The 26696-nt window shown below is 72.3% G+C and carries 22 protein-coding genes; 10 read left to right on the top strand and 12 right to left on the bottom strand.

Annotated features, from left to right (window positions below; all coding sequences use genetic code 11):
* Positions 1-63: 63 nt before the first annotated feature.
* The 3 genes from QC282_RS06695 to QC282_RS06685 all read right to left on the bottom strand — a co-directional run bounded on the left by QC282_RS06695 (position 64) and on the right by QC282_RS06685 (position 5570).
* Positions 64-3414: a S8 family serine peptidase gene (locus tag QC282_RS06695; RefSeq protein ID WP_279548281.1), complete on the bottom strand. Its 3351-nt coding sequence runs from the start codon at positions 3412-3414 to the stop codon at positions 64-66.
* A 329-nt stretch (positions 3415-3743) separates the two neighbouring features.
* A complete protein-coding gene (locus tag QC282_RS06690) occupies positions 3744-5003 on the bottom strand; it encodes an Ig-like domain-containing protein (RefSeq protein WP_279548280.1) in 1260 nt (419 codons plus the stop codon).
* Positions 5004-5225: 222 nt separating this feature from the next.
* Positions 5226-5570, bottom strand: coding sequence for a hypothetical protein (locus QC282_RS06685; RefSeq protein WP_279548279.1), 345 nt, complete (start codon positions 5568-5570; stop codon positions 5226-5228).
* 108 nt (positions 5571-5678) lie between these two features.
* Here QC282_RS06685 and QC282_RS06680 point away from each other — a divergent pair, with 108 nt between their 5' ends.
* Complete coding sequence (locus QC282_RS06680) at positions 5679-5996, top strand: hypothetical protein (protein WP_279548278.1); 318 nt, start codon at positions 5679-5681, stop codon at positions 5994-5996.
* A 189-nt stretch (positions 5997-6185) separates the two neighbouring features.
* On the opposite strand, the gene hutH is transcribed toward QC282_RS06680, so the two are convergent.
* The 3 genes from hutH to QC282_RS06665 all read right to left on the bottom strand — a co-directional run bounded on the left by hutH (position 6186) and on the right by QC282_RS06665 (position 9953).
* Positions 6186-7772, bottom strand: a complete 1587-nt coding sequence (hutH, locus tag QC282_RS06675; protein WP_279548431.1) for a histidine ammonia-lyase — start codon at positions 7770-7772, stop codon at positions 6186-6188.
* Positions 7773-7879: 107 nt separating this feature from the next.
* Positions 7880-9037 (bottom strand): sensor domain-containing diguanylate cyclase, encoded by a 1158-nt coding sequence (locus tag QC282_RS06670; protein ID WP_279548277.1) that lies wholly within the window; start codon positions 9035-9037, stop codon positions 7880-7882.
* Positions 9038-9158: 121 nt separating this feature from the next.
* Positions 9159-9953 (bottom strand): enoyl-CoA hydratase/isomerase family protein, encoded by a 795-nt coding sequence (locus QC282_RS06665; RefSeq protein ID WP_279548276.1) that lies wholly within the window; start codon positions 9951-9953, stop codon positions 9159-9161.
* A gap of 1128 nt (positions 9954-11081) precedes the next feature.
* On the opposite strand from QC282_RS06665, the gene QC282_RS06660 reads away from it, so the two are divergent.
* Positions 11082-11420, top strand: coding sequence for a hypothetical protein (locus QC282_RS06660; RefSeq protein WP_279548275.1), 339 nt, complete (start codon positions 11082-11084; stop codon positions 11418-11420).
* 61 nt (positions 11421-11481) lie between these two features.
* On the opposite strand, the gene QC282_RS06655 is transcribed toward QC282_RS06660, so the two are convergent.
* Both QC282_RS06655 and QC282_RS06650 read right to left on the bottom strand, forming a co-directional pair.
* Entirely contained in the window at positions 11482-12618 is a 1137-nt protein-coding gene (locus QC282_RS06655) for an adenylate/guanylate cyclase domain-containing protein (RefSeq protein WP_279548274.1), read from the bottom strand.
* Between the two features lie 118 nt (positions 12619-12736).
* Positions 12737-13603: a biotin--[acetyl-CoA-carboxylase] ligase gene (locus QC282_RS06650; protein ID WP_279548273.1), complete on the bottom strand. Its 867-nt coding sequence runs from the start codon at positions 13601-13603 to the stop codon at positions 12737-12739.
* Between the two features lie 110 nt (positions 13604-13713).
* On the opposite strand from QC282_RS06650, the gene QC282_RS06645 reads away from it, so the two are divergent.
* Together QC282_RS06645 and QC282_RS06640 are read left to right on the top strand one after the other, a co-directional pair.
* Entirely contained in the window at positions 13714-15306 is a 1593-nt protein-coding gene (locus tag QC282_RS06645) for an acyl-CoA carboxylase subunit beta (RefSeq protein WP_279548272.1), read from the top strand.
* A gap of 23 nt (positions 15307-15329) precedes the next feature.
* Complete coding sequence (locus tag QC282_RS06640) at positions 15330-15539, top strand: acyl-CoA carboxylase epsilon subunit (RefSeq protein WP_279548271.1); 210 nt, start codon at positions 15330-15332, stop codon at positions 15537-15539.
* Between the two features lie 51 nt (positions 15540-15590).
* Here the strand turns inward: QC282_RS06640 and QC282_RS06635 are convergent, their stop codons facing one another.
* Entirely contained in the window at positions 15591-16715 is a 1125-nt protein-coding gene (locus QC282_RS06635) for an SGNH/GDSL hydrolase family protein (protein ID WP_279548270.1), read from the bottom strand.
* Between the two features lie 140 nt (positions 16716-16855).
* Here QC282_RS06635 and mmpB point away from each other — a divergent pair, with 140 nt between their 5' ends.
* Both mmpB and QC282_RS06625 read left to right on the top strand, forming a co-directional pair.
* Positions 16856-16984, top strand: a complete 129-nt coding sequence (gene mmpB, locus QC282_RS06630) for a morphogenic membrane protein MmpB (RefSeq protein WP_279548269.1) — start codon at positions 16856-16858, stop codon at positions 16982-16984.
* A gap of 31 nt (positions 16985-17015) precedes the next feature.
* Positions 17016-17636, top strand: coding sequence for a Maf family protein (locus QC282_RS06625; protein WP_279548268.1), 621 nt, complete (start codon positions 17016-17018; stop codon positions 17634-17636).
* Here QC282_RS06625 and QC282_RS06620 read toward each other — a convergent pair.
* Positions 17605-18090: a hypothetical protein gene (locus tag QC282_RS06620; protein WP_279548267.1), complete on the bottom strand. Its 486-nt coding sequence runs from the start codon at positions 18088-18090 to the stop codon at positions 17605-17607. The two genes, QC282_RS06625 and QC282_RS06620, sit on opposite strands and share 32 nt — an antisense overlap.
* Before the next feature lie 383 nt (positions 18091-18473).
* Between QC282_RS06620 and QC282_RS06615 the strand changes: the two genes are divergently transcribed.
* Positions 18474-20246, top strand: coding sequence for a biotin carboxylase N-terminal domain-containing protein (locus QC282_RS06615; RefSeq protein ID WP_279548266.1), 1773 nt, complete (start codon positions 18474-18476; stop codon positions 20244-20246).
* A 396-nt stretch (positions 20247-20642) separates the two neighbouring features.
* Here QC282_RS06615 and QC282_RS06610 read toward each other — a convergent pair whose 3' ends face one another.
* Both QC282_RS06610 and QC282_RS06605 read right to left on the bottom strand, forming a co-directional pair.
* Positions 20643-21620: a DeoR/GlpR family DNA-binding transcription regulator gene (locus QC282_RS06610; RefSeq protein WP_279548265.1), complete on the bottom strand. Its 978-nt coding sequence runs from the start codon at positions 21618-21620 to the stop codon at positions 20643-20645.
* Between the two features lie 170 nt (positions 21621-21790).
* A complete protein-coding gene (locus QC282_RS06605; protein WP_279548264.1) occupies positions 21791-23239 on the bottom strand; it encodes an NAD(P)H-quinone dehydrogenase in 1449 nt (482 codons plus the stop codon).
* Between the two features lie 97 nt (positions 23240-23336).
* On the opposite strand from QC282_RS06605, the gene QC282_RS06600 reads away from it, so the two are divergent.
* The 3 genes from QC282_RS06600 to QC282_RS06590 all read left to right on the top strand — a co-directional run bounded on the left by QC282_RS06600 (position 23337) and on the right by QC282_RS06590 (position 26671).
* Positions 23337-23774, top strand: a complete 438-nt coding sequence (locus QC282_RS06600; RefSeq protein WP_279548263.1) for a gamma-glutamylcyclotransferase — start codon at positions 23337-23339, stop codon at positions 23772-23774.
* Positions 23775-23879: 105 nt separating this feature from the next.
* Complete coding sequence (locus tag QC282_RS06595) at positions 23880-24704, top strand: purine-nucleoside phosphorylase (RefSeq protein ID WP_279548262.1); 825 nt, start codon at positions 23880-23882, stop codon at positions 24702-24704.
* Between the two features lie 323 nt (positions 24705-25027).
* Complete coding sequence (locus tag QC282_RS06590; protein ID WP_279548261.1) at positions 25028-26671, top strand: phospho-sugar mutase; 1644 nt, start codon at positions 25028-25030, stop codon at positions 26669-26671.
* The last annotated feature ends 25 nt before the right edge of the window (positions 26672-26696 follow it).

Genomic DNA, 26696 nt, shown 5'->3' with positions numbered 1-26696 from the left:
GAAGGGCCCGCCGGAAGCACGGCTTCCGACGGGCCCCGCTCATGTCACGCCGGTGTCAGCGGGCTACTTGCCGTAGTACGCGTCGTAGATCGTCACCTTGGAGACGTTGCCCTTCTTGTCGGTGACGGTGGCGCGGAAGGAGATCGACTTCCCCTTCGCCGGGTTCTTGACGCTGATCGCGCCCTTCTTCACGGCCGCCTTCTTCCAGGTCTTGCCCTGGTCGTACGACACGTACGTCGTCAGCGACTTGAGGTTGGCGCCCTTGGCGGCGCCCTGGACGGTGACCGGGACGCTCACCTTCTTGCCCGCGGGGGCCGTGCTGTCCAGGCCGGTCTTGGCGTTGAAGCGGACCGTGGAGGCGGGCAGCTGGGTGAGGTCGGCGGTCTTCTTCGAGCGGAACGTCCAGCTCGCGTCGATGCGGCTCGCGGCCGACGCGATCTTCGCGGCGCGCTTGACCGACGTGGTCAGGCGGTACTGCGCGTCGCCGGACGGGACCTTGAACTGCTTCTCGCCGAACAGCGGGTCGTCGTGGGAGCCGACCTTGGTGCCGTTGCGGTAGAGGGTGGTCTTGACCGAGCCGAACAGCGACGAGCCGGCGTTGCCCCGGCCGTCGGCGAACAGCGGCAGGCTGCCGTACAGGTCGTTGCCCTCGCGGAAGAGGCCGAACTGCGCGTTCAGACGCGGGCCGAAGACGGCCGTGTTGAAGGTCTTCGTGTAGCTCTTGCCCGCCGTGAACTTCTGCTGCGCGCCCAGCGTGTAGAACGCCTCCGTGACCGGGAAGCCGTCGGCGTCGACTCCGCCGTGCTGCTGGAAGTCGATCTCCCAGGCCACGCCGTCGCCGGTGGACAGGTGCAGGGTGCGGGTGCTGGGCAGGGCCTGCGCCATGCCGATGCCGGACGCGCCGAAGGCGCCGGGCAGCCATCCCGTCGCGGAGACCGCGCCCTTCTTGCCCTTGGCCGATGCGCCCAGGCCGGCCTTGACCTCGGCGAAGTCGCCGGTCTTGTAGCGGCGGGTGAATCCGGTGGCGAGCTGCTCGACCGGGCCGCCGGCCACGGTGTCGTACTGCTCCTTGCCGCCCTTGGTCCAGTGGCCGTCCCACTGCTGGCTCAGCGAGCCGTCGGTGACCTTCGGGCCGAGGTGCTTGGTGCGGAAGTTGTCGTAGGTGTCCAGCCACCAGCCGAAGGCGTACCCGGCGTCGCGCGTCTGGATCGAGAAGTCCGCGGAGGCGAACACCGACTTGGCGGCCCGGTCCGGCACGGTGATGTTCACCGGCTTGGCGGTGCGGGCGTCCAGTGTGACGGTGGTCTTCTTCGTGACGTCGAGCTTCGGCTGGGCGATCCAGTCGGCGCCCTTGTAGACCTCCGGGTCGTCGCCGGCGTAGAGCGCGGAGTTGAGGACGTAGCCGCCCCTGGGCACGCGCAGCGTGACGGTGCCGTCGGCGTCGTACGGCGTGAACCACTTCTGGTCGGCGAGACCGGAGACGCCGGTCAGGTCGGTGTTGTAGTTGCCGGTCGGCTTGCCGTCCCGGCCGAGGACCTTCAGCGTGACGTCGTACGACTCCACCTCACGCTGTACGGCGGCGGCCGTGCGGACGCTCTGGCCGCCGCCCGTCGCCGTGACGTACGCGGAGTAGGCGCCGTCGACGGTGCCGCCGAGCCGGGTGTCGACGGTCACCGGGACGGAGGCCGTGCCGCCCGCCGGGTCGGTGACCTCGGCCTTGCCGACCGTGAAGAAGCCCGCCGGGGCCGCCTGGCCCTTGGGGTTGGTGGCGGTCGACGCCAGGGTCAGCGTGACGTCCTCGGTGCCGAGGTTGCGGTAGGTCAGCTGCTCGGTGACGGGCTTGTCGTCGGTGTGCGGCCACTGCTGGACGCCGAATGACACCGACACCGGTTCCGCGATCACCGTCTGCCCGATGGCCCGGTCGACCTGGATACGGCCCGAACCCTGCTGGAACGCCGTGTACTTGCCGCCCTTCGTGGAGCCGGTGAGGGCGCCCTTCAGCTCGGCGTACGTCCACTCGGGGTGCTGCTGCTTGAGGATCGCCGCCGCGCCCGCGACGTGCGGGGTGGCCATGGACGTACCGGAGATGGACAGGTAGCCGGCCGGCTTCTCGCCGACCTCCTCCGCGATGGCGCTGCCCGGGGCGGCGGCAGCCGTGATGTCCACGCCCGGCGCGGTCACGTCGGGCTTGACGGCGCCGTCGAGGCCGGGGCCGCGGCTGGAGAAGGACGCCAGCTTGTCCTGGTCGTCCACCGCGCCGACGGTCAGCGCGGACTTCGCGCTGCCCGGCGAGCCGACGGTCTGGTCGCCGAAGTCGCCGTCGTTGCCGGCGGCGACGGCGAACAGGATGCCCTTGTCGGCGGACAGCTTGTCGACCGCCGCCTCCAGCGGGTCGGTGTCGGGGGTGTCGGCGCCGCCGAGGCTGAGGTTGACGACGTCGGCGCCCTGCTCGGCCGCCCACTCCATGCCGGCGAGGATGCCGGAGTCGTCGCCGTAGCCGTCGTCGCTGAGCACCTTGCCGTTGAGCAGCTTCGCGCCCGGTGCGACGCCCTTGTAGGCGCCGCCGCCCTTGGCGCCGGTGCCGGCCGCGATGGACGCGACGTGCGTGCCGTGGCCGACCTTGTCGGTGGCGTCGGCGGAGGTGGAGAAGTTCTTGGCGGCGATCACCTGGTCCTTGAGGTCCGGGTGGGTGGCGTCGACGCCGGTGTCCAGGACGGCGATCTTGACGCCCTTGCCGTCGTATCCGGCGGCCCACGCCTTGGGGGCGCCGATCTGGGGCACGGACTTGTCGAGGTTGGCCTTGCGGACGCCGTCGAGCCAGACGTGCGCGATGCCGGACGCGGTGCGGTCGCCGTTGGTGACGGCGGCCCACAGCTCGGGCGTGGCCTCCCGCGGGGCCTGCACGGCGTCCGCGTTGAGGGACTTCAGGGTCCGGCGGAGCGTGCCCGCGTCGCGGACGTCGGCCTTGGTCGCGGCTGCCGCGCCCCGGTATCCGACGATGACCTTCAGGCCGCCGCGGTGCGCCTTGCGGGTGGCGGCCCTGCCGAGTTCGGTGACGTCGAACAGGCGCCGGTCGAGTGTGCCGGTGGCGACCAGGCGGGCGGCGTCGGCCGGGACGACGAGGGTGTGTCCGTCGACGCGGCGGATCTGGACGGGTATGTTCTCCCGGCCCTTGGCCCGCTCGATGCCGGTGACCCGGCCCTTGGCGTCGACGGCGACCCGGTCGCCGGTGATCAGGGTGATGCGGTGCTTGCCGGAGTGCTGGGCCGCACCGGTCGTGGCGGGCTGCTCGGGCTGCGCCGCCGCCGGGCTGGTCAGACCCGCGGCGAGCGCCACGGCGGCCGCCGCGGCGAGCGCCACGGCGGCCGCCGTGGCGACGGTGGCCGCGCATGCCTTCTTCACTTGTCTGCGCAAGTTTCCCCCTAGCCGAAGTTCCGGACGAATCCCCGTTCGTCCGGCCGGGGGTGGTCCCGCACGTATGCGCGCATCCCCCGGATTCCGCAGTATGCCGGGGGCCGTTCGGGCGTCTCAATGGCCACGGGAAAGGTCGGCAAACCGCCTGCCGTCCGTAACGCGACCGCGCGAACTCCGTTACACGTTCGCGTGGTTGACGCGTTCGTCTCGGGCGGCGGGGCCAGGTCGGCGCCGTCGAGCAGGACGTCGCCGGACGGCCCGGAAAGAAAACACCGGTGCCGCCCCGAGGGGCGGCACCGGTCGACAGGATTCGGAGGGGAAGGCCGGCGTCAGACCGCCGAGCCCGCCTTCCACTGGTCCCAGCTCATGTTCCAGCCGTTGAGGCCGTTGTCCGGGGCGACGGTCTTGTCGCCGGTGTTCTGCACGACGACCACGTCACCGAGCATCGTGTTGTTGTAGAACCAGCCGCCCGGCGTCTTCGGGTCGTTCGCGCCCTTCTTGTCCTGCAGGCCGACACAGCCGTGGCTGGTGTTGGCGTTGCCGAAGACGGACGGCGCGCCCCAGTAGTTGCCGTGGATGAAGGTGCCGGAGCTGGTCAGGCGCATGGCGTGCGGCACGTCCTTGATGTCGTACTCGCCCTTGCCGTCGTCGTCGGTGAAGCCGACCGTGGCACCGTTCATCCGGGTCTCCTTGAACTTCTCGGAGATCACCATCTGGCCCTCGTACGTCTTGTTCTCGGGCGAGCCGGCGGAGATCGGGATCGTCCGGATGGTCTTGCCGTCCTGCGTGACCTTCATCTGCTTGGTCTTCGCGTCGACGTAGGAGACCTGGTTGCGGCCGATGGTGAAGGTGACCGTCTTCTGCTGGACGCCGTAGACGCCCTCGGCGCCCTCGACGCCGTCCAGGGCGAGCTTCAGGGTGACGGTCTGGTTCTCCTGCCAGTAGTCCTCGGGGCGGCAGTCCATGCGGTTGGCGTTGAACCAGTGGCAGGCGACCTCCTGGCCGCTACTGGCGCTGACGGTGATGCCCTTCTGGACGGCCGCCTTGTTGGTGATCGCCTTGTCGAAGTTGATCGACACGGGCATGCCGACGCCGACGGTTGTGCCGTCGTCCGGCGTGAAGTTGCCGATGAAGCTGTTGTCCGGCGAGACCGTCGTGAACGAGGCGTTCTCGTGGGCGGCGCGGCCCTCGGAGTCCGTGGCGCTCGCCGAGAGCTTGTAGGTGGTGGCGCGCTCCAGCTGGACGCTGGGCTTCCAGCTCGTCTTGTCGGCGGATATCTCGCCCTGGACGGTCGTGCCGTCCGACGTCGTCATCGTCACCTCGGTGAGCGTGCCCTTGCTCACGGTGACGGTGGCGGAGTTGTTGATGGAGGCGTTGTTCGAGCCGTCCTTCGGTGTGATCTTGATCTGGGCCTCGGAGCTCTTCTCGGCCGCCGCCTCGTCCACCTTGGCCTGGGAGGAGGCGTCACCACCCTTGCCCCCGTCGCTGGCCGAGGCGCCCTCGCCGCCGGAACAGGCCGAGAGCACCAGTACTCCGCCGAGCAGTGCGGACGCGACCGTGAGGCCCCTGCGCCGCTTACTGTCCGTCATCACACGCTTCTCCATCGTTGCCGAATCCCGAAAAACCCCGAGAGTCCCCGTCAAGAACCTTCAACGCTACGACCGGTGCGTCCCGTTCCACATTCCCCTGATGTGTGGGGCACACCACGTCGCCGGACGGCGAGCGGGTGCGGGGGTCGGTCTGTGCGCCCCTTGAGACGACGAAACCCCGGGTGGCGGTTGCCGCCCGGGGTCACCAATTTCCCCGAGCCGTCAGCCGACCGCCTCTTCTTCGTCGTCCTGCGCGCCATCATCCTCGTCCAGGTCCCAGTCGGGCGAGTCAGGGTCGTAGTCGATCCGCTCACCGCTCCACGAGGCCTGCTGGAGTGCCACCCCCGGCACCTCGCTGACCAGGTCGAACGGGTCGACGAGATGGGCGAGGGCCTCCGCGGTGTCTTCCGTCACAGCGCCCTCGGCGTGCGCCCGCTCCGCCTCGGGCATCCCGGCGTCGCCGGCGATCCGGGCGAGCGCGGCTCCGGTCAGAGCGGCCTCGTCCTCTACTTCGAGAACGAGTTCCACGCGAACACGCACAAAACGTGATGTCTCTTCAGTGGTCATGCCCGGAGCGTACGGCCCCCGGTCCCTGTCACTTTCCCGTGACCCGCGCCTTTCACTAACATCCTCTCCACGGCCAATTCGCCAGCGCCACAAGGGGATCGATATTCCGTGTCATCCGCTCGCCGATCGTTGCTGACCGCCACCGCCGCGGGCACCCTGCTGGGCGCCCTGTGGTTCGTTCCGTCCGCGAACGCGACGGCGGAGAGTCCGGCCAGAGCGCTGTCGTCGTCGAACCCCGCGCCCCAGGTCACGACACAGGCGAGGGTCGCCGCGGCGGATGCCTCCGACATCGGGCAGGAGGATGTCCGGCTGGCCGACACCGGCAGTTTCGACAGCACGCCGTACGTCGTCGGCGGCACGCTGTCCCTCACCCTCGGCGCGGGCTTCGTGGTGTATTCCGTACGCCGCGAACGCCTTGGTTTCTGACGCACTCGACGGTCCTTCCGAAGGGCCGTAGGCGGGGCTCGAAGGGCCGGGGGCCAGGTTCTTGAAGGGCCGTCGGCCAGGTTGCCGTCGGCCAGGTTCTCGAAGGGCAGTCGGCCGGCTCGCCGGGCGAAGACATGAGCGGGGCCCCGCCGTGCGGCGGGGCCCCGGCCCGGTCGGTCACCACATCGGTTACTTCAGCGGGCCGACGACCTTCTCCACCGCCGCGACGACCCGCCCCTCCCGTACGAACGTCTCCGCCGCCGCCAGGTCCGGCGCCAGGAAGCGGTCCGGGCCCGGCCCCTGCACGCCGGCCTCGCGCGCGGCCTCGATGACGGCCCGCGTGGCCGGGGACGGGGTGAGGCCCTCGCGGAGCTGGACGGCGCGGGTCGCGGCGTACAGCTCGACGGCGATGACGCGGGTGAGGTTGTCCACGGCGGTGCGCAGCTTGCGGGCCGCCGACCAGCCCATGGACACGTGGTCCTCCTGCATCGCGGAGGACGGGATCGAGTCGGCGGACGCCGGTACGGCGAGCCGCTTCAGCTCACTGACCAGGGCGGCCTGCGTGTACTGAGCGATCATCAGGCCCGAGTCCACGCCCGCGTCGTCGGCGAGGAACGGCGGCAGGCCGTGGCTGCGGTTCTTGTCCAGCAGCCGGTCGGTGCGGCGCTCGGCGATGGAGCCGAGGTCGGCGACGGCGACGGCGAGGAAGTCCAGGACGTAGGCGACCGGGGCGCCGTGGAAGTTGCCGTTGGACTCGACGCGGCCGTCGGGCAGCACGACCGGATTGTCGACGGCGGCCGCCAGTTCGCGCTCGGCGACCAGGCGGGCGTGCGCCATGGTGTCGCGGCCGGCGCCGGCGACCTGCGGGGCGCAGCGCACCGAGTAGGCGTCCTGGACGCGCGGGGCGTCGTCCTGGTGGTGGCCGGTCAGGCCCGAACCCTTCAGTACGGCGGCCATGTTGGCGGCGCTGGCGGCCTGGCCGGGGTGCGGCCGGATGGCGTGCAGTTCGGGGGCGAGGACCTTGTCCGTGCCGAGCAGGGCCTCCAGCGACAGGGCGGCCGTGACGTCGGCGGACTTGTAGAGGGTGTCGAGGTCGGCGAGGGCCATGATCAGCATGCCGAGCATGCCGTCGGTGCCGTTGAGGAGCGCGAGGCCCTCCTTCTCGCGGAGTTCGACGGGCCGGATGCCGTGCTCGGCGAGGAGTTCACCGGCGGGCCGTACGACACCGTCGGGGCCCTCGGCGTCGCCCTCGCCCATCAGCGTGAGCGCGCAGTGGGACAGCGGCGCGAGGTCGCCGGAGCAGCCCAGCGAGCCGTACTCGTGCACGACCGGGGTGATCCCGGCGTTGAGGACGTCGGCCATGGTCTGCGCGACCTCGGGGCGGACGCCGGTGTGCCCGGAGCAGACGGTCTTGAGCCGCAGGAACATCAGGGCCCGGACGACTTCCCGCTCGACACGCGGGCCCATGCCGGCGGCGTGCGAGCGGACGATGTTGCGCTGCAGCTGGGCGCGCAGCTCCGGGCTGATGTGCCGGGTCGCCAGGGCGCCGAAGCCGGTGCTCACGCCGTAGACGGGGTCGGGCTTGGCCGCCAGGGCGTCCACGATCTCGCGGGCCGCGGCGAGTGCGGCCACGGCCTCGGACGACAGCTCGACGCGGGCACCGCCGCGCGCCACGGCGAGCACGTCGGCCGTGGTCACGCCGGACGCCGGTCCGGTGCCCATCACGACGGTCTCCCGGCCGCGCTGCGCGCCGTCCCCGTTCACCACAGTGTGCATATCCATATTCAGGAGCGTACGCACTGAATTCAAGACTGTCACCACTGGGGGCGGAGCTCACCCCTTACCGATAGGTCACACAGGGCCGGCAGGTCACACGCGCCGGCTCACTCGGGGGGCGCGTGACGGCCCCGGAAGCGGCGGCGCTCGCCGTTCCGCTCCCCGGAGGGCGAGTCCGCGAGCCGGACCACCGGATCGTCGGGGCCCTCCCGCCCGGCCACCACCGGCCTGGTGGCCCGTACGGCCTTGGCCTGGTACTGGGCGGCGTCCGCGAGCCGGAACAGCCGCCGGGCCGAGCGCACCTCCCCGATCGGGTCCTCGGTGGAGGCGACCCCGCAGGCCACGCCCTCGCCGAGCTCCAACTCGGCGGCGCGACGGCACAGTTCGTCGGCCACCTTGACGACCTCGTCGGCGGACGGCCCGACCGCGAGCAGACAGAACTCGTCGCCGCCGAGCCGGGCCGCCAGCGCGCCCGGCAGTATCGCCCCGCACAGCGACAGCACGGACCCGAAACGTTCCAGCAGGCGGTCGCCGACGGCGTGCCCCTGGGTGTCGTTGACGCGCTTGAGCCCGTTCAGGTCGCAGACGACGAGGCTGACGACCACACCGTCCGCGCGGTACCGCTCGACCGCCTCCTCCAGCCCTACGTCGACGGCACGGCGGTTGGCGAGCCCGGTGAGCGCGTCGGTGAACGCCAGCCGCCTGGCCTCCTCGATCCGCTCGGTCTGCGCGAGCCCGGCGGCCACGACGGACGCCAGGACGGTGGCGAAGTCGGCGTCGGACCGCTCGAAGACCGGCTCGCCCACCGGCCGCGCCACGTACAGCTCGCCCCAGGCCCGGCCGTGCAGCACGATCGGCGCGACGACGCAGCAGCCCCGTCCCCGGCGGCGCAGCGCGGCGACGCGCTGATGGACGTAGCCGGGGCGGCGGTCGGCCGCGGGCCCCTCCACCGTCTCCACCCAGGCGTCGGGCTCACCGCCCTGCGCCCACCGCTCGTGCAGGAACTCGGTGATCTCCGGGAACTGGTGCACGGGGTACGCCTCGTTCTCCGGGAACTCCTCCTCCCCGGCCGCGCGGTGCCCGACGTTGACGAGGACGCGCAGCCGGCCCAGCTCGCGTTCCCACACCGACAGCGCCGCGAAGTTCCCGCCCAGCGCGTCGCACGCGCCGACGGCCGCCGCCCGCCACGTCTCACGCACGTCGTGTGCGGCGGCCATGCCCTGCGCCAGCGCCACCACGGCCGTGAGCCGCCTGTCCTCACCCATCACTCCAGGCTAGGGACAATCGGAGGCAATCGGGATGTCGGCGTTCTGGGGTTGGGCCGATTGTGCGGGTCGGCAGCCCTTGGGAGCCCGGCCCCGGGACGCCACTACGGCCGGGTGCGGACTACTCCCCCGGCCACTGCGGCGCGCGCTTCTCGTTGAAGGCCGCCACGCCCTCCGCCCGGTCCGCCGAGAACGCCACCGAGCGCCAGGCCGCGTCCTCGACCTCCAGGCCCGCCCGCAGGTCCAGGCCGTGCCCGAGCCGCAGCGCCCGCTTGGCGGCGCGCAGCCCCACCGGCGAGTTCGCCGCGATACGGGCCGCCAGCGCCAGCGCCGCCGAACGGTCCTCGCCCTCGTCCACCAGCTCGTCCACCAACCCCAGCTCACGCGCCTCCGGGGCCTCAAGACGCCGCGCCGAGAAGATCAGCTCCGCCGCCCGGGCAGCGCCGACCCGCCGCGGCAGCAGCTGTGTACCGCCGCCGCCCGGGATGACCCCCACGGACACCTCGGGGAGCCCCACCACGGCCGTACGGTCGGCCACGATCAGGTCGCAGGACAGCGCCAGCTCGAAACCGCCGCCCAGCGCGAATCCGTGCACCGCCGCGATCGTCGGCATCGGCAGCTCCAGCACGCCGGTGTACGCGGCGCGCGCGACCGGGCGCTGGCGCATCAGGTCGGCGTCGGTGAAGGAGTTGCGCTCCTTCAGGTCGGCCCCGACGCAGAACGCCCGCTCGTGCGTGGAGGTCAGGACGACGACGCGTACGCTCCTGTCCTCGCCGAGGGCCGTGCAGGCGGCGGCGAGGGACCGGGCCATGCCGGTCGAGACGGCGTTCATGGCCTTGGGCCGGTCGAGGGCCAGCTCCGCGACGTGCTCGTGCCGCCGCACCAGCACGAACTCCCCGAACCGCTCCTCACTCATGACACCCTCCCGGTTAACGCGGGTTAACAAGACTGGCCCGATCATCGCAGCCGGACGCGCACGGCGAAACCCCGGGCCCCCGTCGACGCCTTTGTCACGCCCCGTCCACCCGTTCGAGTGACATCGGGTCAACCCTGCGCCGCATCACCCACCCGCCCCATAGCGTGCGTTCACCACGGCGCATTGGGGGGCGTGCGTGGGTGGGGAGGGAGCACGATGACTACGCATACGCCGGGTACGGCAGGGCCGGACACGCCGGGGGCGGTGGACGGGGCGATGGACCGCCCGGGGACGCCGGGGGCCGGGGAGGTGGCCGGGCCTGCGGCTGCGGCGGAGCGCGCGGCGGACGGTGGCCGGCCCGCGGATGCAGGGTCCCGGACGGCCGGCGAGCCTGCGGCTGCGGCGGAACGGGCGGCGGACAGTGGCCGGCCCGCGGAGGCGGCAGAACGCGCGCCCGAGCGGCCGGCGGACGGGGACCGGCCCGCACCCGCACCGGCTTCGGTCCCGTCGGCGCAGACCGCCGGGGATGAACCGCAGAGCGCCGGGGACGGACCGCAGACCGCCGGGAGCGAGCCGCAGGCCGCCGGGAGTGAGCCGCAGACCGTCCCGGGACCCGAAGGCGGGCAGGACGGCGGACACGGCGGACAGAGCACCGGAGAGGGCCCCGGCGGGAGCCCTGACGGGGGCCCGGGCGAGGAACGCGACGGGGACCCCCACGAGGACCCCGAACAGGTCCACGAACACGTCCCCGAACAGGTCCCCGAGCAAGCGCCGGTGCCGAACCCGGAGCCGGCCCCCGGCCAGGCCCGCACCGCCCTCGGCACCGGTCCCGCCCCCGCCCGAGCCCCAGCTTCTGGCCCAGCTCCAGCGCCAGCACCGGCCCCTGCCGCTGACACCGGCCGGGGTCCCCGCGGCCGGCACCGCCGTCCCCGTCGCCACCCCCGCAAGCTGCTCCTCGCCGCCGGCGGCATCGTCCTGGCGACCGGCGCCCTGGGTCTCGTACGGCTGACGCCCGAGTCGGGGGTCGGGAGCGTGGACGTGGCCGAGGCGGCACCCGGGCGGGGCTCCGGACCCGTCACGGGCCGGGCGACGCTCCCCGTCGAGGGCGGCGCTTCTGATGTGCCCCGGATGAGCCCGTCCTTCCCACCTGCGGTACTCGGCGGCGCGAGCCCGAGCCCGCTGCCCGACGGCGCCATTCCCGCACCGGGCGCCACCGCGACCGCCCCCGGCGACAGCACACCCCCGGCGGCTCCGACCGCCCCGCAGGCCTCCGACGGCCCGGCCGCTCGCCCGGCACCCGAAGAGACCACCGCCCCGGCGCCGACCAGCAGCGCACCCCGCCCGCCGGCGACCAGCAGGCCCCCGCAGTCGAGCCCGCCGCCCCCGGCACCGCCCGACGCGGACCGACCCGGCCTCTGCGTACCGGTCATCGGCGTCTGCGTGGACCTGAACCTCGGCGACTGGTGACCGGGAGGGCCATCCGACTCACCCACGCCGCAGGCGCCCCGGCGCCCGGGCCTCCCGACCGCTATCCCGCCGACGACGCCCCGTTCCGCCTCGTCAGCAGCCACGGTTCGACCACGCCCAGGCCACGCACCGGGCGCTGCCACATCGGCTGGAGCGCGCAGCGGTAGGACGGGGGTTCCTCGCCCTCCTTCTCGGCGGCGGCCGCGGCCTCCGCTGCCGCCGCCTCCGAGGCGGGGGCGTCGCCGGTGCGGACGAGTTCCTCGGCGAAGGCGCTGTCGACGAGGACCGCGTCCCGGGGCGCTATCGACGTCAGCCGGGAGGCGAGGTTCACGGTGGTGCCGAAGACATCGCCCATCCGGGTGGTGACCGTGCCGAACGCCATGCCCACGCGCAGCTCCGGCATGGTCTCGTCGTGCGCCATGGTCTCGATGAGGCGCAGGGCGATCTCCGCGGCGGTGCCCGCGTCGTCGGCCACGTACAGCACCTCGTCGCCGAGCGTCTTGATGAGCCGCCCGCCGCGGGCGGCCACGAGGTCGGCGGCGGTCGTCTCGAAGGCCTCGACCAGCTCGCCGAGCTCCTCCTCCTCCATGCGGCGGGTCAGCCGGGTGAAGCCGACGAGGTCCGCGAAGGCGACGGCGAGGCGCCGGTCGACCATCTCCTCGTCGTCGGCGGCCTGCACGACGCGGCCGGCCGACGCGGCGAGCTGGCGCCGCCACACGTAGACGAGGAACTCCTCCAGCTCGGGCAGGAGCAGCTCGACGATCGGGTACGTCACCTCGGTGCGGGTCATGCCCGGCTCGGGCGGCTCGGTCAGGCCCTCCAGGAAGGAGTCGATCTGCCACTCGGCGAGCCGGCCGGTGGTCTGCCCGGTGGACCGGGCCACCTGCACGGCCATGGCCTCGCTCAGCAGCCCGGCCTCCACGAGACCGGCCAGGCGCCGCAGCGCCAGCACGTCCGCCTCGGTGAGCGCCTTGGCCTGCCCCACGTCGGCGAAGCCCATGGCGCGCCAGAATCGGGTGGCCAGCTCCATGGTGACGCCCGCGCTGCGCGCCGCCTGGAAGGGGGTGTAGCGGCGCTCGGCGCCCAGGATGAGCTGTTCGAGGCGCAGCGCGAGGGGGTTGTCCTCACCGGAGTCGGCGGGGTCGGGGTCGACCCGGCCGTGCGCGCCGGTGTCGGAGCCCGAGTCGTCGACGGTCACGCCTGTTGCCCTTCCGATCTGCCGCGGTCAGGTATCGACCGGCCTCAACTGTACGGCAGGTGTGGGCCACCTCACTCCCTCGCCGACGTGGCCGGTGGGGGCGTGGGCGGCCCCCGTGTCACGCCGGTCGCAGGTGCACGATGTCCCCCGCTCCCACGGGTTCCTGCACGCCGTTCTCGGTGGCGAGCACCAGCCTCCCGTCGCCGTCCACGGCGACGGCCTCGCCGCTGATCGAGCGGTCCCCGGGCAGTTCCGCGCGGACCACTCGTCCGAGGGTCGCGCAGCCGGCCGCGTACGTCTCCTGGAGGCCGCTGGCGGCGGGGTCGCCGCCGGTGCGCCGCCACTTCACGTACCACTGTTCGAGCGATCGAAGCACGCCCCGGAGGATCGGGTCGCGGTCGGTGCCGGTGGCGCCGGCGAGGGCCAGCGACCCGGCCTGCGGCACCGGCAGCTCGTCGGCGCGCAGGGAGACGTTGACGCCGACCCCGATCACCACGCCGTCGTCGCCGGCCCGCTCGGCGAGGATGCCGCCCGTCTTGCGTTCCTCGCCGCCGACGGTGACCAGGAGGTCGTTGGGCCACTTGAGTGCCGTGTCGACGCCCGCCGACCGGGACAGGCCGGTCGCCACGGCGACGCCGGTGAGCAGCGGCAGCCAGCCCCAGCGGGCCACCGGCACCTCGGTGGGGTTGAGCAGGATGGAGAAGAAGAGACCGGAGCGGGGCGGCGCGGTCCACTGCCGGTCGAGCCGTCCCCGGCCGGCGGTCTGTTCCTCGGCGATCAGGACGGCGCCCTCGCGGGCCTCGCCCTTGGCCGCCCGGTCCACCAGGTCCGAGTTGGTGGAGCCGGTCCGCTGCACCACGTCCACCTGCGACCACAGGCCGCCCTCGCGCACCAGCGCCCGCCGCAGGGCCGCGGCGTTGAGGGGCGGGCGGTCGAGGTCCGACCACCGGTTGTCGTTCGCGTCTGAAGCATCTCGCGGCGTCATGCAAGCCACCCTAGGTGTGGTAAACGCCGCACTGCCGATCGGTAGGCCCCCCACTACGCTACGGATGAGTAACCGTCCCCCCTTTTGAGCAGGCAGGGAGCCGAATCCCGATGTCCGAGCCGGAAGAGCTGCAGCAGCCTGACATTCATACGACCGCGGGCAAGCTCGCGGATCTCCAGCGCCGCATCCAGGAGGCCACGCACGCCGGTTCGGAACGTGCCGTCGAGAAGCAGCACGCCAAGGGCAAGCTGACGGCGCGTGAACGGATCGAACTCCTCATGGACGAGGGCTCCTTCGTCGAACTGGACGAGTTCGCCCGGCACCGGTCCACCAACTTCGGCCTGGACAGCAACCGCCCCTACGGCGACGGCGTGGTCACCGGTTACGGCACGGTCGACGGCCGCCCCGTCGCGGTGTTCTCCCAGGACTTCACCGTGTTCGGCGGCGCGCTGGGCGAGGTCTACGGCCAGAAGATCGTCAAGGTCATGGACTTCGCGCTGAAGACCGGCTGTCCGGTCGTCGGCATCAACGACTCCGGAGGCGCCCGCATCCAGGAAGGCGTCGCCTCCCTCGGCGCGTACGGCGAGATCTTCCGCCGCAACACCCACGCCTCCGGGGTCATCCCGCAGATCAGCCTGGTCGTCGGCCCCTGCGCGGGCGGCGCGGTCTACTCCCCGGCGATCACCGACTTCACGGTGATGGTCGACCAGACCTCGCACATGTTCATCACCGGTCCCGACGTCATCAAGACCGTCACCGGTGAGGACGTGGGCTTCGAGGAGCTGGGCGGCGCCCGCACCCACAACTCCACCTCGGGCGTGGCGCACCACATGGCCGGCGACGAGAAGGACGCCATCGAGTACGTCAAGCAGCTGCTGTCGTACCTGCCGTCCAACAACCTCTCCGAGCCTCCCGCGTTCCCCGAGGAGGCCGACCTGGAGGTGTCGGACGAGGACCGCGAACTCGACGTGATCGTGCCGGACTCGGCGAACCAGCCCTACGACATGCACACGGTGATCGAGCACGTCCTGGACGACGCGGAGTTCTTCGAGACGCAGCCGCTGTTCGCGCCGAACATCATCACCGGCTTCGGCCGCGTGGAGGGCGCCCCGGTCGGCGTCGTCGCCAACCAGCCGATGCAGTTCGCCGGCTGCCTGGACATCCAGGCCTCCGAGAAGGCCGCCCGCTTCGTGCGCACCTGCGACGCCTTCAACGTGCCCGTGCTGACCTTCGTGGACGTCCCCGGCTTCCTCCCGGGCGTCGACCAGGAGCACGACGGCATCATCCGCCGCGGCGCCAAGCTGATCTACGCCTACGCCGAGGCCACCGTCCCGCTGATCACGGTGATCACCCGCAAGGCGTTCGGCGGCGCCTACGACGTGATGGGCTCCAAGCACCTCGGTGCCGACCTCAACCTGGCCTGGCCCACCGCTCAGATCGCCGTCATGGGAGCCCAGGGCGCCGTCAACATCCTGCACCGCCGCACCATCGCCGAATCGGACGATCCCGAGGCGGCCCGCGCCCGGCTGATGCGGGAGTACGAGGAGGCCCTCCTCAACCCCTACGTCGCCGCCGAACGCGGTTACGTCGACGCCGTGATCATGCCGTCCGACACCCGCCGCCACATCGTCCGGGGCCTCAGGCAGCTGCGTACCAAGCGGGAGTCGCTGCCGCCGAAGAAGCACGGCAACATCCCCCTGTAGGCCCGATCACCCTGGGAGCGGACATGAACATCAAGGTCGTCCGGGGCAACCCGACGCCGGAGGAGCTGGCCGCCGCACTGGCGGTGGTCCGGGCGCGCGCCGCGGCGGAGGCAGCGACACCGCCCGGCGCGCCCACCCCCCGCGACTCCTGGTCCGACCCGGCCCGCATCGCGGCCCGGCACCTGCCCCAGCCCGGCCCGGTGTCGTGGTCGCGCACGTACTGGCCGGCCTAGCCGGGTCCGCGAAGTGAGGCCTGCCGCGCGACGCCACTTCGCGGTCCCGGCCTAGAGAATCCTCGCCAGGGCCTCGGCCATCACCTCGTACCCGGCGTCGTTGGGGTGCAGGTGGTCGCCGAAGTCGTACGCCGGGTGCAGCCGGTCCGGGTCCTCCGGGCCGGCCATCACCCGGTGGAGATCGACGACCTCCGCGTACTCCCCCGAGCCGCGGATCCATTCGTTCAGCTCGTGACCCACCTTCGCCGCGTGCGCGCCCCAGTGGTCCGAGCCGCCGAACGGCAGCAGGGTCGCGCCGATCACCCGCAGCCCTTGGGCCTGCCGCAGCAACTCGCGGTGCCCTTCGATCAGTTCGGCGGCCTCCACGACCGGCGCCGGGTGGTACGTCGGCTGCTCGGTCGTCTCGCTGAAGCCGATGTCGTTGAGGCCCAGCAGGACGACGAGGGTGTCGACCCCGGGGTGCTGGAGGACGTCGCGGCGCAGCCGGTGCACGGCCTTCTCGCCGTACCAGGCCGAGTCGTTGAGCAGCAGGTTGCCGCCGATCCCGGCGTTGAGGACGGGCCGCCCGGTGCGTGCGGCGAGCGCGTCGGACCAGCGGCGGTCGGCGCCCGGCGTGGAGCCGAAGCCGTCGGTGATCGAGTCGCCGATGAGGGCGACGGCGTCGGTGCGACCGGCGTCCACCTCCACGGCCGTCAGGAAGTACCAGGACTCGGTCGTCGCGTCGAAGCCGTCCCCGGACACGTCCGTGAGCAGGTCGCCGGGGCCCCGGTGGCTGGTCGTGAAGGCCTGCGCGTGGAAGGTGGCGGGGCCGCTGACGGCCTCGAAGTACAGGGTGACGGCGAGCGGCTCGTGTGCGTCCACGGCGAGTTCGGCCGGGTCGCTCAGCAGTTGTCCGCGCGGGGGGATCTCGGTGCCCCGGGCGCCCTGGAAGGTGAGCCTGCGCAGCGATCGCGGCTGTACGCGGGCGCCTCCTCGGGAGCGGCCCACGGTGGCGCCCGCGAGGCGGACGGGCGAGGTGCCGTAGGCGTTCGACAGGCGGATGCGGAGCCGGTCGCCGCCCGCGCCGGGGCGGACGGTCTGGCGCACCGACTGGCGCCAGAAGCCCTCCCGGGACCAGTTGGGGGTGAAGCCCTCGCTGGGCTGCTGTGGTGACGCGGTCCAGACGGTGGTGAACATGGCACACCCTCTCCAAATGGAACTGAAGTCCCTTTAACTCTAGACGCATCTCCGCCCTTAACGAAACCCCAGACCCCTTTACGGAAAGTGAGTACGCGTACTCAGGCGCCGCGCCGGCCCCGCGATCGACCATGGAAGGCATGCTGTGGTCCGACCCCGAGAACGAGCCGCCCCGAGAACTGCGCGAAACGCAGGAGATGTTGCGGCGACTGGGCGTTCTCGTGGCGCTGGCCATGGTGCTCGCGATGCTCGTGATCGGGGTGAGATGAGCCCGTCCGGCACCGCCGATACCCTGACCGCATGACAGATCAGCCGCGCCGTCGACTCGTACTCGCCTCCCAGTCCCCCGCCCGGCTCGGACTGCTCCGCCAGGCCGGACTCGACCCCGAGGTGATCGTGAGCGGCGTCGACGAGGACGCCGTCACCGCCCCCACCCCCGCCGAACTGGCACTCGCCCTCGCCGAGGCCAAGGCCTCCGTGGTGGCCGCCAAGCCCGAGGTCAAGGGCGCGCTGGTGATCGGCTGCGACTCGGTACTCGAACTGGACGGCCAGGCCCTCGGCAAGCCCGCCGACACCGAGGAGGCCACCGCGCGCTGGAAGGCGATGCGCGGCCGGGCCGGCACCCTCCAGACCGGCCACTGCGTCTACGACACCCTCAGCGGGCGGTACGTCTCGGCCACCGCGTCCACCGTGGTCCGCTTCGGCGATCCCACCGACGAGGAGATCGCCTCCTACGTCGCCTCCGGCGAGCCGCTCCACGTCGCCGGCGCGTTCACCCTGGACGGCCGGTCGGCGCCGTTCATCGACGGCATCGACGGCGACCACGGCAACGTGATCGGCCTCAGCCTGCCCCTCCTGCGACGCCTGCTGGCCGAACTGGGCGTGGGCATCACGGAGTTGTGGGCGCCGGCGGAGGAGTGACCGGGGAACCGTCCGGCCCGCCGCCGTCACCGGGCACGGCGTCGGCGGGCTCCTCGGGCCGGGCGGGACGGTCGTACGTCATCAGCAGCAGCACGACGAGTCCGAGCACCAGCACCATGAACAGGAACGCGTGCCAGCCCACCAGGCCCCAGGTGACGGCACCGAGCACGGCGTGCACCACGGCCGCGCTGATCAGCAGGACCCGGCCGAGACCGGCCGGCGGGCGGTTCCGCAGCGCCACGAGCAGGGCGACCAGGCCGCACAGCGCGAAGTACAGGCCGAAGACCAGGCCGCCGATCTTCGACGACGTCGACATCATGTCCGGGTCGAGACCGGCCAGCGACATGTCCTGCCGGTCCACGACGACACCGAGGAACCAGTTCAGCGCCGCGACGCCGACCGCCTCGGCGAACAGCACGACAGCCACGATCCACGCCACCGGCCTGCGCACCACGAACCCCACCCTCTTTCAACCGTCACTCCAGCGCGCCGGACAACACTGGCGTTACCAGGAGTACGTTCGAGTCGTCCCGAACGCTACTAACGGGTAAACGCCGGGACAAGGGTTCTGTGGAGGGCAAAGAATCATTGGGCCATTCGTAGGGACTCCACAAAGAAACGGAGTGGGCCGCAGCACGCTCTCACAGAGACCTTGGCCACATCGGAAGGCTAGGGTTTGCCGAAGGAGTCCTGCGTACCGAGGTGCTGCAAGGGATTTCGCAGGTCGGGCGAGTCCCGTATCACGCTCCGTGTGGGGAAGCTCACCACTGGGGACGGGTCGAAGTGACGTGTCGGCAGTCCCTAAACTCGGCTTGTTTCAAGGAGGGAGCCTCAATCGTGCGCAAGGTGCTCATCGCCAATCGTGGCGAAATCGCTGTCCGCGTTGCCCGGGCCTGCCGGGACGCCGGGATCGCGAGCGTGGCCGTCTACGCCGACCCGGACCGGGACGCTCTGCATGTCCGCGCCGCGGATGAGGCGTTCGCCCTGGGCGGTGACACCCCGGCCACCAGCTATCTGGACATCGAGAAGGTCCTGAAGGCCGCCCGTGAATCCGGCGCGGACGCCATCCACCCGGGCTACGGCTTCCTCTCCGAGAACGCCGACTTCGCCCAGGCCGTCCTCGACGCGGGTCTGATCTGGATCGGCCCGCCCCCGCAGGCCATCCGCGACCTCGGTGACAAGGTCGCCGCCCGCCACATCGCCCAGCGCGCCGGCGCGCCGCTGGTGGCGGGCACCCCCGACCCGGTCTCCGGCGCCGAGGAGGTCGTGGCGTTCGCCGAACAGCACGGCCTGCCCATCGCCATCAAGGCCGCCTTCGGCGGCGGCGGCCGAGGCCTGAAGGTCGCGCGGACCCTCGAAGAGGTGCCCGAGCTGTACGACTCCGCCGTCCGCGAGGCCGTGGCCGCCTTCGGGCGCGGCGAGTGCTTCGTCGAGCGCTACCTCGACAAGCCCCGCCACGTCGAGACCCAGTGCCTGGCCGACCAGCACGGCAACGTGGTCGTCGTCTCCACCCGTGACTGCTCCCTGCAGCGCCGCCACCAGAAGCTGGTGGAGGAGGCCCCTGCGCCGTTCCTGTCGGACGAGCAGGTCGCCGAGCTGTACTCGTCGTCCAAGGCCATCCTCAAGGAGGCCGGCTACGTCGGCGCCGGCACCGTGGAGTTCCTGGTCGGCGTGGACGGCACGATCTCCTTCCTGGAGGTCAACACCCGCCTCCAGGTCGAACACCCGGTCACCGAAGAGGTCTCCGGCATCGACCTCGTCCGCGAGATGTTCCGCATCGCCGACGGCGAGGAACTCGGCTACGACGACCCGCCCCTGCGCGGCCACTCCTTCGAGTTCCGCATCAACGGCGAGGACCCCGGCCGCAACTTCCTCCCGGCCCCCGGCACGGTCACGAAGTTCGACCCGCCGTCCGGCCCGGGCGTCCGCCTGGACGCCGGCGTCGAGTCCGGCAGCGTGATCGGTCCGGCCTGGGACTCCCTGCTGGCCAAGCTGATCGTCACCGGCCGCACCCGCGCCGAGGCCCTCCAGCGTGCCGCCCGCGCCCTGGAGGAGTTCCAGGTCGAGGGCATGGCCACCGCGATCCCGTTCCACCGCGCGGTCGTCAAGGACCCGGCGTTCGCACCCGAACTCACCGGCTCCACCGACCCGTTCACGGTCCACACCCGCTGGATCGAGACCGAGTTCGTCAACGACATCAAGCCCTTCGCCGCCCCCGCGGACGCGGAGGCCGAGGACGAGGCCGGTCGCGAGACGGTCGTCGTCGAGGTCGGCGGCAAGCGCCTGGAGGTCTCCCTGCCCGCCTCGCTCGGCATGAGCCTGGCCCGCACGGGTCTGGCCGCCGGGGCCAAGCCCAAGCGCCGCGCGGCCAAGAAGTCCGGCCCCGCCGCCTCCGGCGACACCCTCGCCTCCCCGATGCAGGGCACCATCGTCAAGGTCGCCGTCGAGGAGGGCCAGGAGGTCAAGGAGGGCGACCTGGTCGTCGTCCTGGAGGCCATGAAGATGGAACAGCCCCTCAACGCGCACAAGTCCGGCACCATCAAGGGCCTGTCCGCCGAGGTCGGCGCCTCCCTCACCTCGGGCGCGGCGATCTGCGAGATCAAGGACTGACACCCGTACGACGGTGACAGCGCCCGGCGGTCCGACACGGACGGCCGGGCGCTGTCGCATGTCCGGCGGTCCGACACGGCCGGGCGCTGCGTGTCCGGGTGTTAGGGGGTGCCGTGGCACAGCGCGGGCACCGGGAGGCACCGAAGGGCGGATGCCCTGGCACAGTGCGGGCACCGGGAGGCACCAAAGGGCGGGCGCCCTGGCACAGTGCGGGCGGACGGCCGCCGTGGAAGCACCGAGGGGTGCCCCGGGGCGTTGTCGGGCGCGGCCGGGCGGCCGTGGGCAGCCGCACGGCCACGGGGGCGGCCAGGGGGCGGCCAGGGGGCGGCCACGAGCGCGGCCAAGGCCGTGCGCCGGGCTGCCGCGCCGGCGCGAGGCGGCAGCCGGCGCGGGAGGCTAGCGCCGTCGCAGGTCGGCGACCCTGGCGCGCTCCTGCGCCGCGGGCTGCTCACCGAGGACCGTGGCCGCGCTCCGCAGCCCCGCGCCCGGCACCTGGCGGCGTGGTCCGGGGACCGGCACGTCCCGGCGCTGCTGGCGCGCCGGGTTCGCATCACCCCCCGAGCTCCCGGACCCCGTCGAACCGCCCGAGCCGGACGCGCCGGCCACGGCGATCTGCACGCCCTGGTCGGCGAGCGCCTGGAGTTCGGTGGCCGCGCGGTCGTCGTGGGCCGGCGGCTCGTCGGTGACGAGCCGGGTGATGAGGTCCGTCGGCACGGTCTGGAACATGGTGTCCGTACCGAGTTTGGTGTGGTCGGCGAGGACGACGACCTCGGCGGCGGCCTGCACCAGCGCGCGGTCGACGGACGCCGACAGCATGTTGGACGTGGACAGCCCGCGCTCGGCGGTGAGCCCGCTGCCCGACAGGAAGGCCCGCGAGACCCGCAGCCCCTGGAGGGACTGCTCCGCGCCCGACCCGACGAGGGCGTAGTTCGAACCGCGGAGCGTCCCGCCGGTCATCACCACCTCGACCCGGTTGGCGTGGGCGAGGGCCTGGGCGACGAGGAGGGAGTTGGTGACGACGGTCAGCCCGGGAACCCGGGCCAGCCTGCGCGCCAGCTCCTGCGTGGTGGTGCCCGCCCCCACGACGATGGCCTCGCCCTCTTCGACCATGCCCGCGGCGAGGTCGGCGATGGCCGTCTTCTCGGCGGTCGCGAGATGTGACTTCTGCGGAAAGCCGGACTCCCGCGTGAACCCGCCCGGCAGTACCGCACCGCCGTGCCGGCGGTCGAGGAGTCCTTCTGCCTCCAGTGCGCGCACGTCCCGCCGTACGGTCACTTCGGAGGTCTGGACGACGCGGGCGAGTTCACGGAGCGACACGGCCCCGTTCGCTCGCACCATTTCGAGGATCAATTGACGACGTTCTGCAGCGAACACGAAACTGACAGTAACCCCAACGACCGTCTGGTTTCAGCAGTTTGCGCCGAATAACAGAAGTTGTTCGCAACGGGTTACCGGAAGTGGTATAAGGCCTACCCGCCCCGACTATGCCAACCGCATGGGCCGCGACTCCCCGTAATCGGCGGGGAGTTGACGCCGAACCGGGCTCAGCCCTCGCCGTTCATCTTCCGCGTGTGCAGCTGGCGGGCCACCTCGGCGATCGAACCCGAGAGCGAAGGGTAGACCGTGAAGGCGTTGGCGATCTGCTCGACCGTCAGGTTGTTGTCGACCGCGAGCGAGATGGGGTGGATCAGCTCGGAGGCGCGCGGCGCGACGACGCAACCGCCGACCACGATGCCCGTACCCGGCCGGCAGAAGATCTTGACGAAGCCGTCGCGGATGCCCTGCATCTTCGCGCGCGGGTTGCGCAGCAGCGGCAGCTTCACGACGCGGGCGTCGATCTTGCCGCCGTCCACGTCGGCCTGCGTGTAGCCGACCGTGGCGATCTCCGGGTCGGTGAACACGTTCGACGACACGGTCTTCAGGTTCAGCGGGGCCACCGCGTCGCCCAGGAAGTGGTACATGGCGATACGGCCCTGCATCGCGGCCACCGAGGCGAGCGCGAAGACACCGGTCACGTCACCGGCCGCGTACACGCCCGGAGCGGTCGTCCGGGAGACCTTGTCGGTCCAGATGTGCCCGGAGTCGCGCAGCCGGACGCCCGCCTCCTCCAGGCCCATGCCCGCGCTGTTCGGGATGGCGCCGACCGCCATCAGGCAGTGCGAGCCCGTGATGACCCGCCCGTCGGACAGCGTCACCTCCACCCGGTCGCCGACCCGCTTCGCGGACTGCGCCCGCGACCGCGCCATCACGTTCATCCCGCGTCGCCGGAAGACGTCCTCCAGCACGGCGGCCGCGTCCGGGTCCTCCCCGGGCAGCACGCGGTCGCGCGAGGACACCAGGGTCACCTTGGAGCCCAGCGCCTGGTACGCACCGGCGAACTCGGCACCGGTCACACCGGAACCGACCACGATGAGCTCCTCCGGAAGCTCGTTCAGGTCGTAGACCTGGGTCCAGTTCAGGATGCGTTCGCCGTCGGGCTTGGCGTCGGGCAGTTCACGGGGGTGACCTCCGGTCGCGATCAGCACGGCGTCGGCGACGAGCGTCTCCTCGCTGCCGTCGGCGGCCGTCACCACGACCTTGCGCGAGCCGTCGAGCGCCTGCATGCCGTCCAGCCGGCCCCGGCCGCGCATCACCCGGGCGCCGGCCCGGGTGACGGAAGCGGTGATGTCGTGGGACTGCGCCAGCGCGAGGCGCTTCACACGCCGGTTGACCTTCCCCAGGTCCACGCCGACGACCCGGGCGGGCGTGTCGATGTGCGGGGTGTCGTCGGCGACGATGATGCCCAGCTCCTCGTACGAGGAGTCGAAGGTCGTCATCACCTCTGCCGTCGCGATGAGGGTCTTGGACGGGACGCAGTCGGTCAGCACCGACGCCCCGCCCAGGCCGTCGCAGTCGACGACGGTCACCTCCGCGCCGAGCTGGGCGCCCACCAGCGCCGCTTCGTATCCGCCGGGTCCGCCACCGATGATCACGATCCGAGTCACGTACTCCATTGTCCCGCACGCTTCAACGCTTCACCGCCCCGGGGCCCCGACCGACGTACCTCTGTTACCGGAGTGACGCCACCGCGCCTGCCGTACGCTCTGAACCATGTCGCTCTACGCCGCGTACGCCGGCAACCTCGACGCGCGGCTGATGTCCCGCCGCGCCCCGCACTCGCCGCTGCGCGCCACCGGCTGGATGAACGGGTGGCGGCTGACGTTCGGCGGCGAGCACCTGGGCTGGGAGGGCGCGCTCGCGACGATCGTCGAGGACCCGATGTCGCAGGTCTTCGTCGCGCTCTACGACGTCGCCCCCATGGACGAGGACTCCCTGGACCGCTGGGAGGGCGTCGGCCTGGACATCTACCGCCGCACCCGGGTCCGCGTGCACACCCTGGAGGGCGAGGAACGGGCCTGGTCGTACGTCCTGAACGCCTACGAGGGCGGCCTTCCCTCGGCCCGCTACCTGGGCGAGGTGGCCGACGCGGCCGAGTCCGCCGGGGCGCCGCACGACTATGTGATGGAGCTGCGGAAACGGCCCTGCTGACCCCGTCGGCGGCCGCCCTCTCGTCGGAAACGACAAGACAACGATCGCCATCCCGTGAGCTCCGTCATCTACGCGCGTAGGCCCTGACCGGCTACTCTCGTCGGCGTGAACGCATCTCTTCTTCCGGACGACATCCAGGGCGACCCCCACGCCGCCGCCGACGCCGCCGCCGCGCGCCTGCGCGAACTCACCGGCGCCGAGACCCACGACGTCGCCCTCGTGATGGGGTCCGGCTGGGCCCCGGCCGTCGACGCCCTCGGCGCTCCCGACGCCGAGTTCCAGGTCACCGAGCTGCCCGGCTTCCCGCCGCCGGTGGTGGAGGGCCACGGAGGCAAGATCCGCTCCTACCGGATCGGCGCCAAGCGCGCCCTGGTCTTCCTGGGCCGCACGCACTACTACGAGGGCCGGGGCGTGGCCGCGGTGGCGCACGGCGTCCGTACCGCCGTGGCGGCCGGTGCCAAGACGATGGTCCTCACCAACGGCTGCGGCGGCCTCCGCGACGGCATGCGGCCCGGCCAGCCGGTCCTGATCAGCGACCACATCAACCTCACGGCGACGTCCCCGATCGTCGGCGCGAACTTCGTCGACCTCACCGACCTGTACTCGCCGCGGCTGCGCGCCCTGTGCAAGGAGGTCGACCCCACGCTGGAGGAGGGCGTCTACGCCCAGTTCCCCGGCCCGCACTACGAGACGCCGGCCGAGATCCGCATGGCCCGGGCGATCGGGGCGGACCTCGTGGGCATGTCCACGGTGCTTGAGGCGATCGCCGCGCGCGAGGCGGGGGCCGAGGTTCTGGGGATCTCGCTGGTGACCAACCTCGCGGCCGGCATGACGGGGGAGCCCCTCAACCACGAGGAGGTCCTCCAGGCGGGCCGCGACAGCGCGACCCGCATGGGCAGCCTGCTGGCCCAGGTGCTGGGGCGCCTGTAGGACGTTGCCGTTGCCCTCTGTCCGTGGGTGGGCCGGGGGCGTGGGTGCGGGGCGAGCCCGCCGCGGGTCGCGCCCTCGGGCCGGCTCATCAGTGGCCCTCGGGTGGTAGCCGGCCAAGCGGCGGGCTCGCCCCGACCCACGCCCCACTCCGGTAGTGCGGCGGCCCTCCCGGCGGTGTGGTTGCCTGCCTGCAAGCGCCAAGCGCCGGGCCCCGCACCTGAGTTGTACGGCGCTAACTCCCGCCGGAGCCGCGCAGGCGCCCGCAGGCATCCCGTACCGCATCAACCCCCCACCCCGCACGCACACACGAGAGGTGACCCATCGTGCACGACGACCTCCTCGCACGGGCCCAGGCGTGGCTGGCCGAGGACCCCGACGCGGAAACCCGTGCGGAGCTCGCCCGCCTCATCGACGGCGCGGACGTCACCGAGCTCGCCGCCCGGTTCGGCGGCACCCTCCAGTTCGGCACCGCCGGCCTCCGCGGCGAACTCGGCGCCGGCCCCATGCGCATGAACCGCTCCGTCGTCATCCGCGCCGCCGCGGGTCTCGCCGCGTACCTCAAGAAGAACGGCCACACCGGCAAACTCGTCGTCATCGGCTACGACGCCCGCCACAAGTCGGCCGACTTCGCCCGCGACACCGCCGCCGTCATGACCGGCGCCGGCCTCCGCGCCGCCGTCCTCCCGCGCCCCCTGCCCACGCCCGTTCTCGCCTACGCGACAAGGCATCTCGGCGCGGTCGCCGGCGTGGAGGTCACCGCCAGCCACAACCCGCCCCGCGACAACGGCTACAAGGTCTACCTCGGCGACGGCTCCCAGATCGTGCCCCCGGCCGACACCGGCATCGCCGCCGAGATCGACGCCGTCCGCTCCCTCGACGACGTCCCCCGCCCCGAATCCGGCTGGGACACCCTGGACGACTCCGTCCTGGACGCCTACCTGGCCCGCACCGACGCGGTCCTCGGCACGGACACCCCCCGCACCGCCCGCACCGTCTACACGGCGATGCACGGCGTCGGCAAGGACGTCCTCCTCGCCGCCTTCGCCCGCGCGGGTTTCCCGGAGCCGGTCCTGGTCGCCGAGCAGGCCGAACCCGACCCGGAATTCCCGACCGTCGCCTTCCCCAATCCGGAGGAGCCCGGCGCGATGGACCTCGCCTTCGCGAAGGCCCGCGAGGTGCACCCGGATCTGATCATCGCCAACGACCCGGACGCGGACCGCTGCGCGGTGGCGGTGCCCACGGCCGACGGCGACTGGCGCATGCTCCGGGGCGACGAGGTGGGCGCCCTCCTCGCCGCCCATCTGGTCTCCCGAGGAGCGCAGGGGACCTTCGCGGAGTCGATCGTCTCCTCGTCCCTCCTCGGCCGCATCGCCGAAAAGGCCGGTCTGCCCCACGAGGAGACCCTCACCGGCTTCAAGTGGATCGCCCGCGTCGAAGGCCTGCGCTACGGCTACGAGGAGGCCCTCGGCTACTGCGTGGACCCGGACGGCGTACGCGACAAGGACGGCATCACCGCGGCGCTCCTGATCACTGAACTGGCCTCCGTGCTGAAGTCGCAGAACCGCACGCTGCTCGACCTGCTCGACGACCTCGCCGTGGAGCACGGCCTGCACGCCACCGACCAGCTGTCGGTCCGCGTGGAGGACCTCTCGGTGATCGCCGCCGCGATGCGCCGCCTGCGCGAGCAGCCCCCGACCGAGCTGGCGGGCCTGCGCATCACGCGCTCCGAGGACCTCACGCGGGGCACGGACCGCCTCCCGCCCACGGACGGCCTGCGCTACACGCTCGACGGCGCCCGGGTCATCGTCCGCCCGAGCGGCACGGAACCGAAGCTGAAGTGCTACCTGGAGGTGGTGGTCCCGGTGACGTCGCACGAGACGCTGCCGGAGGCCCGCACGAAGGCCTCGCACCTGCTGTCGGCACTCAAGCGGGACCTGTCCACGGCGGCAGGCATCCAGTCCCCCTAGTTCCCCCTGGCTACGGGCTCAGCGG

Source organism: Streptomyces sp. DH24 (assembly GCF_029813775.1).
Taxonomy (GTDB): domain Bacteria; phylum Actinomycetota; class Actinomycetes; order Streptomycetales; family Streptomycetaceae; genus Streptomyces.
This window is presented reverse-complemented; position numbering and strand designations above follow the sequence as displayed.

Bases quoted from the DNA above. Each gene is read 5' to 3' on its own strand.
- QC282_RS06645 (WP_279548272.1), top strand. From the start codon at position 13,714: ATGTCCGAGCCGGAAGAGCTGCAGCAGCCTGACATTCATACGACCGCG.
- QC282_RS06660 (WP_279548275.1), top strand. From the start codon at position 11,082: ATGAGCCCGTCCTTCCCACCTGCGGTACTCGGCGGCGCGAGCCCGAGC.
- QC282_RS06650 (WP_279548273.1), bottom strand. From the start codon at position 13,603: ATGACGCCGCGAGATGCTTCAGACGCGAACGACAACCGGTGGTCGGAC.
- QC282_RS06625 (WP_279548268.1), top strand. From the start codon at position 17,016: ATGACAGATCAGCCGCGCCGTCGACTCGTACTCGCCTCCCAGTCCCCC.
- QC282_RS06635 (WP_279548270.1), bottom strand. From the start codon at position 16,715: ATGTTCACCACCGTCTGGACCGCGTCACCACAGCAGCCCAGCGAGGGC.
- QC282_RS06600 (WP_279548263.1), top strand. From the start codon at position 23,337: ATGTCGCTCTACGCCGCGTACGCCGGCAACCTCGACGCGCGGCTGATG.
- QC282_RS06690 (WP_279548280.1), bottom strand. From the start codon at position 5,003: ATGACGGACAGTAAGCGGCGCAGGGGCCTCACGGTCGCGTCCGCACTG.
- QC282_RS06640 (WP_279548271.1), top strand. From the start codon at position 15,330: ATGAACATCAAGGTCGTCCGGGGCAACCCGACGCCGGAGGAGCTGGCC.
- QC282_RS06605 (WP_279548264.1), bottom strand. From the start codon at position 23,239: ATGGAGTACGTGACTCGGATCGTGATCATCGGTGGCGGACCCGGCGGA.
- QC282_RS06685 (WP_279548279.1), bottom strand. From the start codon at position 5,570: ATGACCACTGAAGAGACATCACGTTTTGTGCGTGTTCGCGTGGAACTC.
- QC282_RS06665 (WP_279548276.1), bottom strand. From the start codon at position 9,953: ATGAGTGAGGAGCGGTTCGGGGAGTTCGTGCTGGTGCGGCGGCACGAG.
- hutH (WP_279548431.1), bottom strand. From the start codon at position 7,772: ATGCACACTGTGGTGAACGGGGACGGCGCGCAGCGCGGCCGGGAGACC.
- QC282_RS06670 (WP_279548277.1), bottom strand. From the start codon at position 9,037: ATGGGTGAGGACAGGCGGCTCACGGCCGTGGTGGCGCTGGCGCAGGGC.
- mmpB (WP_279548269.1), top strand. From the start codon at position 16,856: ATGCTGTGGTCCGACCCCGAGAACGAGCCGCCCCGAGAACTGCGCGAA.